Annotated in this window: 10 protein-coding genes and 1 pseudogene; 8 read left to right on the top strand and 3 right to left on the bottom strand. The window is 35.6% G+C overall.

Translation table 11 applies throughout. From position 1 onward, the window contains the following. Positions 1 to 458: 458 nt before the first annotated feature. From RMA95_RS16500 to RMA95_RS16490, 3 genes are all read left to right on the top strand, one after another. Complete coding sequence (locus tag RMA95_RS16500; RefSeq protein WP_311071970.1) at positions 459 to 1,013, top strand: TetR/AcrR family transcriptional regulator; 555 nt, start codon at positions 459 to 461, stop codon at positions 1,011 to 1,013. 258 nt (positions 1,014 to 1,271) lie between these two features. Beyond that, entirely contained in the window at positions 1,272 to 4,466 is a 3,195-nt protein-coding gene (locus RMA95_RS16495) for a type VI secretion system Vgr family protein (RefSeq protein ID WP_311071968.1), read from the top strand. Between the two features lie 70 nt (positions 4,467 to 4,536). Next, entirely contained in the window at positions 4,537 to 9,231 is a 4,695-nt protein-coding gene (locus RMA95_RS16490) for an RHS repeat-associated core domain-containing protein (protein WP_311071966.1), read from the top strand. A gap of 27 nt (positions 9,232 to 9,258) precedes the next feature. Here the strand turns inward: RMA95_RS16490 and RMA95_RS16485 are convergent, their stop codons facing one another. After that, positions 9,259 to 10,116 carry a tetratricopeptide repeat protein gene (locus RMA95_RS16485; RefSeq protein ID WP_107973765.1) on the bottom strand — a complete coding sequence of 286 codons (858 nt, stop codon included), beginning with the start codon at positions 10,114 to 10,116 and terminating at the stop codon, positions 9,259 to 9,261. Positions 10,117 to 10,482: 366 nt separating this feature from the next. Here RMA95_RS16485 and RMA95_RS16480 point away from each other — a divergent pair. From RMA95_RS16480 to RMA95_RS16460, 5 genes and pseudogenes are all read left to right on the top strand, one after another. Continuing rightward, a pseudogene (locus tag RMA95_RS16480) lies at positions 10,483 to 11,219 on the top strand (tetratricopeptide repeat protein). Positions 11,220 to 11,387: 168 nt separating this feature from the next. Beyond that, on the top strand, positions 11,388 to 11,867 hold the full coding sequence (locus tag RMA95_RS16475; RefSeq protein ID WP_311071963.1) for a tetratricopeptide repeat protein: 480 nt from the start codon (positions 11,388 to 11,390) through the stop codon (positions 11,865 to 11,867). Positions 11,868 to 11,993: 126 nt separating this feature from the next. Then, positions 11,994 to 12,719, top strand: coding sequence for a tetratricopeptide repeat protein (locus RMA95_RS16470; protein ID WP_311071960.1), 726 nt, complete (start codon positions 11,994 to 11,996; stop codon positions 12,717 to 12,719). Positions 12,720 to 12,860: 141 nt separating this feature from the next. Further along, positions 12,861 to 13,214, top strand: coding sequence for a hypothetical protein (locus RMA95_RS16465; RefSeq protein ID WP_311071958.1), 354 nt, complete (start codon positions 12,861 to 12,863; stop codon positions 13,212 to 13,214). 67 nt (positions 13,215 to 13,281) lie between these two features. Continuing rightward, complete coding sequence (locus RMA95_RS16460) at positions 13,282 to 13,650, top strand: hypothetical protein (protein WP_311071956.1); 369 nt, start codon at positions 13,282 to 13,284, stop codon at positions 13,648 to 13,650. Between the two features lie 252 nt (positions 13,651 to 13,902). Here RMA95_RS16460 and RMA95_RS16455 read toward each other — a convergent pair whose 3' ends face one another. Together RMA95_RS16455 and RMA95_RS16450 are read right to left on the bottom strand one after the other, a co-directional pair. After that, on the bottom strand, positions 13,903 to 14,373 hold the full coding sequence (locus tag RMA95_RS16455; protein WP_311071954.1) for a hypothetical protein: 471 nt from the start codon (positions 14,371 to 14,373) through the stop codon (positions 13,903 to 13,905). 238 nt (positions 14,374 to 14,611) lie between these two features. Beyond that, complete coding sequence (locus RMA95_RS16450) at positions 14,612 to 14,971, bottom strand: hypothetical protein (protein WP_000416091.1); 360 nt, start codon at positions 14,969 to 14,971, stop codon at positions 14,612 to 14,614. Between the last annotated feature and the right edge of the window lie 268 nt (positions 14,972 to 15,239).

Raw genomic sequence — 15,239 nt, 5'->3', positions numbered from 1 at the left:
TGACGAACCGCAATCACACGAGTATCAGAATTATTCCTTCTGAGGGATAGTTTTGTGCAACTCCTCGTCTCCCTCTCGTAGCGGTAGGACGGAAGGGGGACACCTACGGGTGTGCTGGCCTCGTGTGACCAGTTCGTCAACCCCCTTTCGTTCTGCCACCATAATTTTAATGTTTTGGCAGAACTCCCAATAAAAAAGGAGTTGGCTTTGCACATCCATCATTTCTTGGCAACCTTTGCCAAAAGCTATAACGACACAACTTAACAATTTAAAGCAGCTTGATGCCCTTTAGGGTTTTCAGGCTTTAAGTCATTACGGCTCAAAAATTTGCATCAACAATAAAACTTGAGATGTGCCAAGCACAGTCTTTACGGCTTTGCTGTGCCTTTTTTTCTCCCAAAAGAGGCACAGGCTTTTTTCTCTTTTAGAAACAACAAGAACTTTATAACGGTAAAACTATGCGAAACTTAGAAACATCTTCCAAAAAAGTACACATTATTCGAACTGCCATCTGCCTCTTTACAACCTATGGGTTTCACACAGCAGGTGTAGACCTGATTGCGAAAGAGTCTGAAGTTCAAAAGGCCACACTTTATAACTACTTTCGTTCAAAAGAGGGTTTGATTGAAATGTGTATTGCCTTTCAAAAAAGCTTACTAAAAGAAGAAGTGCTCGCCATTATTTATTCAAGCGATTACCGCACATCAACCGATAAGCTTAAAGAAATTATAGTTTTACATGTTAATTACAACAGCTTATACCACTTATTACTTAAAGCCTTTTTTGAAATTAAAGTGGCTTATCCTCAAGCTTACCGTATGGCAGTTGAATATCGAAAATGGCTGCATCATGAAATTTTTGACTTGATTTTTAGTATTGAAACCCGTGACTTAAGGCCGAGTGCCGATATGGTTTTAAACCTAATCGATGGTTTGATGTTTGAGTTTTTAAGTACAGATTGTTTGGATGAAAGAGATGTGGTGGTGGAGCGGTTTTTTATGCCTGTGGGATAGGGGAAAAAACTCATACTAATTATTCAGTATATGACTTTAGGGGGATTTATTATGATTTGTTTTAATAATGATAATTTGAACTGTAGTACTAGGCCCTACTGAATTATTACTATTTACTTAAGTTTTAGCTTTATATTTTTTCTATAAAAATAGTTATAAAACTAAGGTTAAAACTGAAGTTAATACAAACGAGATAGACAAATCTGTCTATTTTTAATAAAATATAGTTGATTGTAACTCAAATTTATAAATAAAGTGATGTTTAATAATATTACCCAGATTTTAGAGAGTGTTGGTTTTCTCTCACAACATCGTTCGGTGTATCTCCAGTTTTCAGATGCATCCCTGAATAGTCAGGTCTTTTTACAACGCATAGATGGGCAACATTATCTTAATCAGGGCATGACAGCAGAGCTGATTTGTTTATCAACAAATGCTCATATTCCACTCAAAACATTTATTGGAGTGCAAGTCGCTGTTGACCAAGTAACAGACCGAGGAAATTTTTTCCGTACGACTGGTATTATTACTGGAGCATCTCAGGGACAAAGTGATGGTGCTTTAACTTTATATAAGCTCGCTGTAAGTGATCCAACTTATCTCTGGCATAAACGCAGAAATAGTCGTGTGTTTATGAACAAGAATGTAAAAGAAATTAGTGAAATTCTATTTCAGGAATGGCAGGGGAAAAGCCCATTATTTGCTTCTAGTCTGACTCTAGATTTGAGCGGCTTGAAACAGACCTACGATGTCCGTCCTTTTGTTATGCAGCTCAATGAAAGTGACTATGACTTTTTAACTCGCTTATGGCGTAGTGAAGGCATGAGCTGGCTCATTGACGAAGCTGAGCTTACTGTAGAGAGCAATACGGACCATATTCAGCCACAAAAATTACGTCTGATTGATGATAATAACCAATATGAAGCACTGACGAGAAGAGCGATTCGTTACCATCGCAGCAGTGCAACTGAACAATCCGATAGCATGACCAGCCTCATGGCTGATCGTAGTTTACAGCCGACCTCTGTTTTTGTGCAGCGCTGGCAGTCAGATGTATTAGAGCAAACTGATGGGGTAGGTAGTGTCCAAAGTAAACATCAACATAGCTCTAACTATGACAACCAGAGCTTAAGCCTCGAAGAAGCATGGCACTATAGTCCGGCATGGATGCAAGATTTAAAAGGCGAAGATGGGGCAACCTCAGCAAGTAATCAACAACTAGAAAAGTTCAATCAGAACCTAAGTGCTTACTACGATGCCCAGTCTAAGCAGTTTATTGCTAAAACCACAGTACGAGATACCCAAGTCGGCTATTGGTTTGAACTCAATGAACATCCTGAAATAGATCAGCATGACGGTGCAGATAAAGAGTTTTTAATTGTAGGTAAGAACTACTATAACCAAAATAATTTACCCAAAGATTTAAACCAGCAAATCCAGACTTTAGTTCAACAAAGTGATTGGCAAGCGAGTAATACCGACGAGCGCCAAGCCAATCAGTTGATTTTACAACGTCGTCATATTCCAACTACACCAGCGTATAACCCGCAAACTCATAGTCCTGCCACTCATCCACAACGTGCGAAAGTGGTGGGTCCTGAAGGTGAAGAAATCTATGTAGATGAATGGGGACGTATTAAAGTCCGTTTCCTGTTTACGCGTAGTGATGACCATAGCCATGATGGGGGGGCTGGAACCAATAACAATGACACCGATTCGGCTTGGATTGACGTTCTAACGCCGTGGGCTGGAGAAGGTTACGGTGCACGTTTTTTACCGCGTATTGGTGAAATTGTCGTTATTAACTTCTTTAATGGCGATATTGACCGACCGTTTGTGATGGGTCGAGTGCATGAGGCACAGCGCCATCCAACCAAATTTGATAACAAAGGTAAGCTTCCCGATACGAAAAAGCTGAGTGGTATTCGTTCCAAAGAAGTGTCGGGTGGTGGTTTTGGACAACTCAGATTTGATGATACATCAGGACAAATTAGTACCCAGCTACAAAGCAGTCATGGTGCAAGCCAGTTAAATCTGGGGAAACTGAGCCATCCTAAAGATAAAGCGGAAAGTGAAGATCGCGGAGAAGGCTTTGAACTGCGCACGGACCAATGGGGAGCTTTACGTGCGGGGCAAGGTTTATTGGTAACCACCTATAAACAGGATAATGCCAAAGGTGAACACCTTGATGCCGAAGTTGCCAAAAAGCAACTTGAAGGGAGTCAAACGAATAGTAAAGCACTGAGCGACATTGCTAAAAACCAGAAAACCGATGAAATAGAATCGATTGAGCAGTTAAAAGATTTTGCCTCACAAATTCAGCAACAAATCGCTAAATTTGAAAAAGCTTTACTACTTTTAAGTTCACCGGATGGCATAGCCTTGAGTACGTCCGAAGATATTCATATCTCGGCTGATGCACAAATCAATCAGATTGCTGGAGACAGCATCAATATAAGTACTCAAAAGAATGTCATTGCACATGCCCAAAATAAGATCAGCCTCTTTGCAGCGCAAAGTGGACTAAAAGCTGTAGCAGCACAAGGCAAGGTAGAAATACAAGCTCAGGCAGATGCGCTAGATGTGTTGAGCAAACTTGGAATTACAATTTCATCAACCGATGACAAGGTTATCATTAGTAGCCCGAAAGAAGTCAAAATTACGGGTGGCTCATCTCAAATTACCTTAAATGGCTCAGGAATCTTTCCGAAAACTGGCGGAAAATTCCAAGTTAATGCAGGGCAGCATTTGTTTATGGGAGGAGCGAGTGCAAACGCCAATGCTCCTGAGTTACCTAAAGCTAAACCTATGCAGGGAGCATTGGAGCTACTGCGGAGTTATGGTGGAGATAACTTCTTTAAGCAAAATAGCTATAAGGTCATTGATTCATTAGGTAAGCAAATTACGGGCAAACTTGATGGGAATGGTTTTGCACAAGTAACAGGTATTGCACCTGGACCGGCTAAAGTAGTTTTTGAGAAGGATAATACCAGTGCTTGGCTACAAAGCAGTGATTTTAATCGTAAATACACTTGGGCTGAGCCAGTCAAAAGTGTTCAAGGATTAATGAAAAATGCCCTAGGAGCAGTAGGCCAAAATACGATGTCTCAGTTGCAAAATAATCTTCTTTCAACTGATAAAAATAGTTTCAAAAACTTGGGTAAAAATACTTTAGATAATTTAGCTGGGCAAGCAGTAGGCCAGATTAAAAATCAAGTAACCAATACCGCGCTCAATACTGTTTCTAAACAACTTAATCTCAATTTATCTGCCGATCAAATGAAAAGTCTTGGTCAAATGGCGATAAACCCAAGCCAGTCTCTTGAAATGCTAAAAGAGCAAGGCCAAGGTTTTTTGAGTGATCAAATGACTGCAAAATTATCTAAGTCCACAAATCAAGATTCACCTATTCATCAAGGTGTTTTAGATAATTTTATTCAGTCAAAAAAGTAGTTTGGATGAATAGAGCGATCCAACATAGAAAAATATTGCTGTAATTGAATGAATTAAAGGTTTTATATTAATGGCTAAAGAGAATACACAACAGAAAGAAATTAAAAAACAACCTGCTGTTGAACTTGCTGTTTTTAACTTAAATAGCGTGACGGATGTAGCAGACTTGCAAATGGTCGCAAGTCAGGTTCAGCGTTATTTACAAGTGTGTGGAAACACCTCATTAGAACAAATAAAAAGTAAGGCCAATATAACCGCGGTTGCTAATATTTTTGCATTGACGGGTAGTGTACTAGATCTAATGCTCTTTGCCACAGATAAGAAAACTGGTGATGCTGCTGTACAACGTGGGGCATTACTTGCGGCAAATTTAATAGGTTTATTTTCAGAACCGAGTAATGAAGCTCATGCGCGCATGGCTTTACGTCCGATGTTTGGTTTAATGGCACAGTGCTTATATCGAGAAAATGGAAAAATTACAGAAACTGATATTAAGCGGTTCGGTTTACATCTCAATGCGATGATCGCTGGAGATTTAGAGAACTTTTTAAAAGAGACTCAAGCGAAGTTAAGCACTCTACTTGCCAGTGCTACGCCGTTGGGTATAACTATATTACAAAGCATGGCTACCCCACCAACAAATATAAATGTAGGAATAACCACTGCGGCAGGTGCAAGTGCAGAAAAACGAGATCCGAAACTCAAATTTACTAACTGGGCTGTTCCACTCATTGATTTATTAGGGAAGCCGAGCCAAGCAAATTTAACCCCAAAAATACAACCAAATATAACAAGTCGTTTGCAACACGAAGCAACTCAGGCTATTGCGGCTTTAGGTCAAGCTTTACAGCAACAAGCAAATGCTAGTCAAAAATATACGTTGGCATGGCTATTACAAGAAACATTGAAAGCTATACAAGCATTAGAAAACAAAGGTAATGCAAGTGTACCAATCAACCAGACGGGTGAATATGAACGGCATACGAAAGGAGACACTTTAGAGTTTGTAAGTTTGCAGGCAGATGCTTTAAATGCTCCTCCATGTGAAGGCCCTGATTCACAATCTGGAAAAAGTATTAGCTATTCAATTGGTGCTGAACGGGTTCAACATGCAGACTTCTATTTACCAAAAATAGGTTTTTCTTTTATACGGCAATATAACTCACAAATGGATGAGTTTGATCAAAGCATGGTCGGTGCACGTTGGATGATGCCATTTTCCAATATGATTCAACAAAATGCCCAAGGCTATCTATTTATTGATAGTAAAGGGCGAAAGCATCAACTGCCAGCATCTATTACATTTGAAACTTATGAAGTACCTTATGAGGGAATAATAGTACAACCTCTTAAAAATGGAGATTTGGTTCTAAACTTCGGTGGAAATTGGTCTTTTCAATTCCATCAGTTTTCAGTTGGCCAGCCTTATCAATTGATTCAACAATTCAATGAAAAAACACAAGAAAAGATTGACTTAAGTTATCTTATTTTTGAAAAGGTTGCTTATCTTCAATATGTTGATTTTCAATTAGAGCATGCCAAACACCAATTAAAATTTGCTTTTAATGAGCAAGTTAAAATTATGGCGGTGTTTTTAGATGATAAAGCCGAACCATTAGCACGTTATGAATACGATACCCAAGGGAACTTAATTAAAGCTATTGATCAGAATGGCTATACAAGAACTTATGAATATAACCACTTTCATCAACTAACGCGCTATACAGACCGTACAGGGCGTGGACAGAATATTCGTTATGAATCAACTGAAGCCAAAGCTAAAGCAGTAGAAGAATGGGCGGATGATGGTAGTTTCCATACCAAACTAAAATGGCACCCGCGCTTACGTCAAGTGGCGGTTTATGACGCCTATGATGTACCAACCTACTATTACTTTGACCTCAATGGGTTTACTTACCGCACACGTTTAGCGGATGGGCGTGAGTCATGGTATAGCCGTGATGGGCAAAAGCGGATTACTCGTCAAATTGATTTTGAAGGGCGAGAGACTCAACAGGAATATAATGATCAAGATCAACTTGTTAAAATTGTCCAGCCAAACGGTGGGATAATTCGTTTTGCATATAATGAACAGGGTAATTTAGTTGAAATTAAAGACCCAGAAGGCAGTATTTGGAAACGGGAATATGATGAAAATGGTAATCTTAGTAAGGAAATCAATCCATTAGGGCATATCACACAGTACAAATATAACAATGATAATCAACTGGTTGAAGTCATTGATGCAAAAGGTGGGGTTAAGAAAATTCAATATAATGAATTGGGGCAGATGATTTCATATACCGATTGCTCAGGTAAGAGTAGTACATGGGAATATGATGAAGATGGTGCACTGACAGCTCAACAAACTGCAAATAATAAAGTTGTACAGTATTTTTACAGTACCAAAGGCCGAGATAAAGGACAGCTGCAAAGTATTATTTATCCTGATGGGTTAAAAGAATACTTTGAGCATGATGAAGAAGGACGCTTACTTAAGCATATAGACACTAAAGGTTTAGTAACGGAATATAAGTACAATCAAGTTGGCTTATTAGAGCAGCGTATTGATGCCAATCGACATAGCGTAACTTATCAATGGGACAAACAAGGCCGCATTCAAAAGCTGATTAACCAGAATCAAGCCGAATATTTGTTTGGATACAATCCGTATGGATATTTGATACGTGAACAGGCCTTTGATGGAGAGGAAAAGCACTATAGTTACAATGAGAACGGAAGGTTATTTCAAATCCGTCAACCAAATATACTGACCGAATTTGACTATTATGCAGATGGGAAAATTGCTTCGAAAAGCTTTACCCATTTACATACAGGGCAGAAACAAACGGAACAATTTGACTATAACCTCAATAGCCAACTGAGCCGAGCCAGTAATGAGGTTAGCCAAATTGATTTCTATCGCAATGCACTTGGGCAGTTGGTTAGAGAGCACCAGCATTATAAAATTCCAGAGCTGAAACCGCTCACAGCAGTATTACATTATGAGTATGATGAGCTTGGAAATTTAATTAAAACAATTCGACCTGATGGACATACACTGAATCATCTTGTTTATGGTTCAGGACATATTTATGCAATTGGTTTAAATAACCAAGAAGTTGCTTCATTTCAGCGTGATGATTTGCATAGAGAAACAACACGATTACTAGCAAATGGGCTCATGCAAACTAAACAATATAATGATGTGGGATTACTGAGTTCACAGCTAATTCAACCTGAGCAAGAAACTCAAGACTATTTACAATATCAAGTATATAGACACTATCAATACGATCAAAACTATTTGCTTTGTCAAGTCGAAGATAGCCGTTTGGGTAAGCTCAATTATCAATATGACCCAATTGGGCGTTTAATTGCAGCTCAAAGTTTACATAAAACAGAAAGTTTTAATTTTGACCCAGCAGGTAACTTAATTGATTCTGACTCGGTAGTAAGCCCTGCACAAATTAAAAATAACCTTATTAAAGGTTATAAAGGTAAACACTACCAATACGATGCACAAGGTAATGTGACAGAGATTATTCAAGCGGGCAAAAACCTTAAACTGACTTGGGATAATCAAAACAGACTTATTCGAAGTGATAATAATGGTCTAGTTACAGAATATGGTTACGATGTCTTTGGTCGTCGACTCTACAAAAAAACAGCCAGAGCATTAACGTTATTTGGTTGGGATGGCGATTTAATGATATGGGAATCATTTAAATCTGCACAGACCAATTATACAAAGCACTATATTTATGAACCTGATAGCTTTGTTCCACTATTACAAACAGGTTATAAGGATTTCATTCAACTGATAGAAACTCCTGATTATCAGGAATATCAAACAAAACCATATTCTATTTATAAAGACACAGTATGGAATAGTACTACTCGGAAAAAACGTGCTGATTTAGAGCAAATCACATTTTACCACTGTGATCAGGTCGGAACACCACAAACCATGACCAATACTCGCGGTGAATGTGTATGGGAAATTCTCCAAGACACGTGGGGAACAGCATTAGAAATTAAAGCAGTAAATCAAGATAATCCATTTGAACAAAATAATTTACGCTTTCAAGGTCAATATTACGATCTGGAAACAGAACTGCACTATAACCGTTATCGTTATTATGAACCTCATAGTGCAAGATATGTGAGTAAAGATCCGATTGGTTTGAGTGGCGGAATTAATACCTCTGCTTATGTAAGTGATCCAACTCAATGGGTAGATCCGCGGGGGCTTGCATCAAATTCAATTGGATCATATGGAAGTGTAAAATCAGCATCAGATACATATGAAAAGTATGCAACAAGTAAAAGTTTAAAAGATGTAGCTGAAAGATATGCGGCAGGGAAATCTGTAGGCGGCTCAGCGACAGCAGGAGTTGGTGTTGGGATTTACGCTAATTATAAAGGTAATGGTGAAAGTACATTAACAATGGAACGAAAAGTAGGTTTAGGTTATGAGTATGGGGTTTTTGAACGTAATTACCATTACGGAGAAAGACAAGTTAATAGAGGTTATATAGAAGGGTGTGCGGCAACAGGAGAATCTAAATACTGTGCGGGCTCACATACTGATAAAATAAGCCCTTATATTTATAAAGATGAGTATAAGTCAAAAAGTAAAGCAAGAGGTATTACTATTAGTCAAGGTAAAGAAATGGTTGGTAATCCAAATGGCCCATCTATTATTCATGGTCCCGGTCATAGTTGGGATTTGGGAGCACATGGCTTCCCTTCAACATATTAAAGAGAAACCTGTCTAAATATAAAGATATTAGTTCATCTTGGATAATTCTTGAGCTGCATAAGAGTTTCCTGCTTCAGCAGACTTTTCAAACCAAGTACGGGCTAAGGATAAGTTCTTATCTACTCCTAGCCCGTCTTTATATATTTTCCCGAGATGGTATTGTGCATTGCTTTCGCCTTGATTTGCAGCTGCCAAAAACCATTTTTGTGCTTGAAGATAATCTTGTTTTATACCATCTCCGAGTAAGTACATAAGCCCTAAATTATATTGGGCATCAATATCTCCTTGGACGGCAGCTTTTAAATACCATTGAGAAGCTTCTAACTTGTTTTGAGTTACTCCTCTACCATGTAAAAACATAGTGGCAAGATTTGTTTGAGCATCTGAATCACCTGCATTTGCAGCATCTAAGTAGTATTTAATAGCCTTTTGATAGTCCTGCTTAATACCTAAGCCTTTACTGTAGAAATTTCCAAGTTCGTTTAAGGATGGAATATCACCTTGTACTGCAGCTTTCTCATACCAATATTTTGCTTTGATGTAATCTGGTTTAATATGCTTATTTCCCATGTATAATAAACCTAAATTATATTGAGCATTAACATAACCTTGATTTGCAGATAAAGTGTACCATTCAATAGCTTTTAGAATATTGGGTTGAATATCTTTATATCCTTCTGCATACATTACACCTAAATTGTACTGTGCTTCCGGATCTCCCTTTTCAGCTTTTGATCGGATATCATTTACATTAATATTATCTATATTATTCTGATTAGAGTGCTGTTGTTCATTATTGTCATTAGCTTGATTGACAGATTTTGCACAACCTGAATTTAAGATACTTAAAAGACAAACAGTTAGAAAAATTTTTTTTGATAACATCTTTTATCTCGGATAGATTAATGGGTGTTAATTTACTATATAGGAATTCTACTTGCTCAATTTGCAACGTAAAATAACATAAACGAAAAAATAACGTTTCAAAAAGAAGGATTTTCATAGATCAATTTAAGAAAAGATATGCCTATATCTATAGAAAATTATAATCTATCTAATTACTGATTTTAATAATAAGAATAATTTTATGATCATGTACATACTACTAAAGATTGAGAATATAATTTCAAAGCTTCACAAGACCAACAGTCAACTGTTGATCATAAATTACCAGCAGCTCCAAGAATTTCTCATGCTCCATCCCAAATAGGCTATCATCCACTTAATTTTCCAAATCAAGGCATGTTTTAAATGAGAGATAATATGAAATTTTTCTTATCAATATTTATATTTAGTACATTAACTTTGATGGGGTGTAATTCATCTAATGTAAAAGTTAAAAGTTCTAATAGTGAGTTAAGTAAATATCAAAAGAATGCAGAAAATGGTGACCCTATTGCCCAATACAATATGGGTGTAGTATATCAACAGGGTTTAAGTGGTGAGAAAGTAGATTTGGACAAGGCTGTTTATTGGTTTGAGAAAGCTGCTAAGCAAGGTGAAGAAGATGCTAAATATAATTTGGGTGTAATTTATATTAGTGATAATTCAAAATATAGAAATGTTAAAAAATCAATGGAAATTTTTTAGAAGGTATGGATAAAAATGACGCAGAATCAATTAATCAATTAGGAATTATATATAAAGATGGTATTGATACTTCTGTAGATTATAAAAAAGCGTTATCTTTATTTAAACAAGCAGCGAATTTAGGATCGAATAGTGCACAGTTTAATCTAGGGATAATGTATTTTAAAGGACAAGGTGTTAAACAAGATTTTACTGAAGCTAGAAAATGGTTTGAAAGAGCATATCAAACAGGTGAAAATATTGATGCGGCTTATACCCTTGCTGGAATGTATTATGAAGGGAGAGGAGGAAGTAAAGATATTGAAAAAGCACTAAATTTATATCAGTTCGCAGCTGATCATGGAGACCAAGAAGCTGCTAAAAATATAGAAATTATAAAAAAAGAATGTGGATGCTGATAAAAAATTATTAAATTGAACTGGGTTTAGATGAATAATATCTAAGCTCAGAACAGTATTTCATTAATTAAATATAATATTTTTATTATAATTGTTGTCGGTTTAATAAAAATAGATTTACTTTCTAAAATGAGCTTTTAGTAATTTTTTTAATAATTTGAGTCTATTATGATTAAATATTTAAATATCTTTATATTCAGCCTATTAGTAGGGTGTAATAGCCCTAATAGTTCGGCAAATTCTGAATTTGAAAATTTGAAGAGCGCAGCAGAACAGGGGGATATTCGGGCTCAGTCACAAATGGGAGATGTGTACTTATTTGGTGAATATGATTTAAATGTTGATTATGAAAAGGCTTTTAATTGGTATAAAAAAGCCGCTGATCAAAATGATGCAAAATCACAATATAATTTAGCAATAATGTACCTTAATGGTTATGGAGTAAAAAAGGACTTATCAAAATCTGTAGAATATTATAGAAAATCTGCTTTACAAGGTGATGCTGATAGTCAACTTCAATTAGGAATTAGATACCTAAATGGAGAGGGAGTTGAAAGAAATATAGAAACTGCAAAAGAATGGTTTCACAAAGCAAAATTATCTGGGAATCAAGAAGCTGATATTTATTTGGAAAAAGTGAGTAATTAATAGGTGATTTGAAAGTAATATGTTATAACTTATAGAAAATATATTATGCTAAATATAAATAGGAAATACGATAATTTATAGTAGATTATCGTATTTATTAAATTAGGCGATTTATTAGTTTAAAATATGAAATTTTTCTTATCAATATTTATATTTAGTACATTAACTTTGATGGGGTGTAATTCATCTAATGTAAAAGTTAAAAGTTCTAATAGTGAGTTAAGTAAATATCAAAAGAATGCAGAAAATGGTGACCCTATTGCCCAATACAATATGGGTGTAGTATATCAACAGGGTTTAAGTGGTGAAAAAGTAAATTTGGACAAGGCTGTTTATTGGTTTAAGAAAGCTGCCGAACAGGGTGAAGAGGAAGCTCAAGCTAATTTAGGTGTAATTTATTATACAGAGGGAACTAAATATACCAATATTCCTAAGGCTGTAGATATTTTTTCTGAGCTTTCGAAAAAAGATAATAGGGTAGCTCTTAATTTTTTAGGAAGAATGTATAAGGATGGAGTTGGTGTAAAACAGGATAATAATAAGGCTTTTAATCTTTTTAATAGCGCTGCTCTTTTGGGTGACTTAAGTGCACAGTTTAATTTAGGTAATATGTATTTTAATGGCGATGGGATCCCTTTAGATTATGAAAAGGCTGCCTATTGGTATAACAAAGCTATTATAAAGGGGAAAGATGGAGATGCGGCTAAAATACTTGCTGGAATGTACTATGAAGGAAGAGGTGTAGAAAAAAATATTAATAAATCAATTGAATTGCTTCAGATTGCTGCTGATCAAGGAGATCAAGAAGCTGCTAAAAATATAGAAATTATAAAAAGAGAGTGTGGTTGTTAATAAAGAATGTATTAAATTGGTCTGAACTAAGATAAATAACATCTAAGATCGGGGAAGAATATAATTAATAATTTAAAAAATATAGTATTCTAATTATTGAATTAACTTAGTTTTAAATTATTATTGGTTTTAGAGATTCTAATGAAAATTAAACTTATCGCTATTTTCTCAATATTATTGATACTTACAGGTTGTGGTAAGAAATATACGATTACACCTGATGAATTACCAGTTGCTCATGTTAATCAGAAATATCATCAGATGATTCATATTTCAGGTGGTAAAGTCGTTGACAATGATCGGCCATTGAACACAAATATTCCTGAAGATTTAGGAATAACAGTTCAACCTGCTAATGATCGAGATGGCTATAATATTATTGAGGTCAAGGGAGCTCCAAAGTATAAAGGTACATTTACAATTCATATTTGGGCTGGTTTTTATGCAGGGGGTAATAATGAGATCAATAAAACTTATAATTTTACAGTTCAGTAAAAAGAGACCTTAACTTTTAATAAGTGAAATAAAATTTCTATCCATTTAACAGGAAGAAGAGAGCCTAATGATGGGAAAATCTAATTACTATATTTACTCTATTAGTTTTTCAATATTATTAGTACTTACAGGCTGTGGTAAGAAATATACTATAACTCCTGATGTACTTCCAACAGCTCATGTGAATCAGGAGTATAGACAGCTTATTCAGATTTCTGGAGGTAAGGTTGTAGATAAAAATGCTGAATTAACTACAGATATACCAGAGGATCTTGGCATCACAGTCAAGCCAGAGAATGATTTATCGAGATACAACATTATAGAAATTAAAGGAAAGCCAAAATATGAAGGAACTTACAGTATAAGTATTTATGCTGACTTTTTTGGCGGTGGTAATAATGAAATTAAAAAAACCTATACTTTTAAAGTTGAATGAAAAGAAACATCATTTAGTATCTATACTTTTATGTGCGCCTTTATAGAAAAATTTAAAGTATCCTATTAAAAATATAGTAATACATGGTATTTTAATTATGATTGATGGTGCTAATTTTGTAGGACTTGCAGCAACAATAAAGACTTGATAAATAATTGAATTATGGCTTCTTATTACTGAGTTAACTATATATTCCTTTATTATTTTGAGCCAAACAACTTGTTTGGCTCTTATTTTGAGGTTAATTCCTATCTATTCAGACTGAGCTAAGTCACGTTCACGACATGATAATTCATAATAATTACCTTTTGGCAGAGAACGAATTTTAAAGCCATAGTAATCACTAGTTGACTCTATAGGTCCGATACTACATTGATTTGTTTTTGCAAATTTTTCAATCAATTTCAAATTAGAAGTTTGCTTAAATACAGCTCCCCAACCTTCACTCACACAACAGCCCACATATTCAGACATATATTCATCCGAAATGAGTACAACGTTTTGTCCCATAAATTCATAAGGCTTTTTCAGTTTGTATATATCGTTATAGTCTGCTCGTGAAATATTAGGTTTCTTGGCTAAAAAGCCTTTTTGTTTGAGTATTTGGAACTTTAAAAAATCCTGAGGCCCAGTACCCATTCCTCTATAAACCGAATTATTATCTTCTGCAAAGCTATACGAGCTAAACATACTGACTAAACTTAAAAATAATATTTTTCTCATTTTAAATTTCAAAAGTTATATGAGGCCGCAATTCTTTCATATCTTATGAGTAGCGTAAAGTAAATGACTGATTTTTATAGTTTACACATAAAATATAGTGTCGATAAAAGTTTGTTATTAAATTAAGTTTTCTTTGAATTAGATGAGATAAGAGGGGGAGGAAAGCAACCTAAATGATAACTTTCCTTTGTTTGAAAATTATGAGAAAAGCTTTAAAACTAAGCTTAATGAAATAGAGTTATTTCTTTACTTTAAAACGGTATTTACATTTTAGGCAGCGGTAGTCCTGAAATATATTTTTGTCGATCATTACACCTGCTTTTTTACCAAAAATATTGCCAACTACACCGCCAGTAATACCTGCACTGATTGCACCGACAAATGTGCCTACAGTACCGCCAACAATTACACCTAATGGTCCAGCTACAGTACCAATCGCTGCTCCTATAGAAGCACCTGTTGCAGCACCGCCTACGGTACCCGCTGTTGTTCCCGCAGCTGTTAATAAAACACCGCCAGTGGTTTTAAGTAGTTTGTCGTGATCACGTGTTTCAATTTCTGTAGAACCACACTTTGGGCATTGCAGCGTTTTTTCCATAAAATTTTTCCTGTCTTTCATCATTAAGTGACGCAGTGAATGGAGCAAAATCAGTAAAGTGGGTAAAGAACACGACTTATGGCGAAGCGTCTTTTTCCTAATTGGTGATCGCAACGATATACCTGGTCAGCCACGATTTTAGCTGAACATTGGCACAAATATTTATAGATCATGTAAACACTTGTACTTTAATAATCATCTCTTAAAAAGATCTTAAGCACCATTTTTAAATGAATAACCTGTACCTAGAAGTGACTAAGTGATGTGT

The sequence above is a fragment of the Acinetobacter sp. V110_1 genome, assembly GCF_031798975.1.
GTDB lineage: Bacteria > Pseudomonadota > Gammaproteobacteria > Pseudomonadales > Moraxellaceae > Acinetobacter > Acinetobacter nosocomialis_A.
This window is presented reverse-complemented; position numbering and strand designations above follow the sequence as displayed.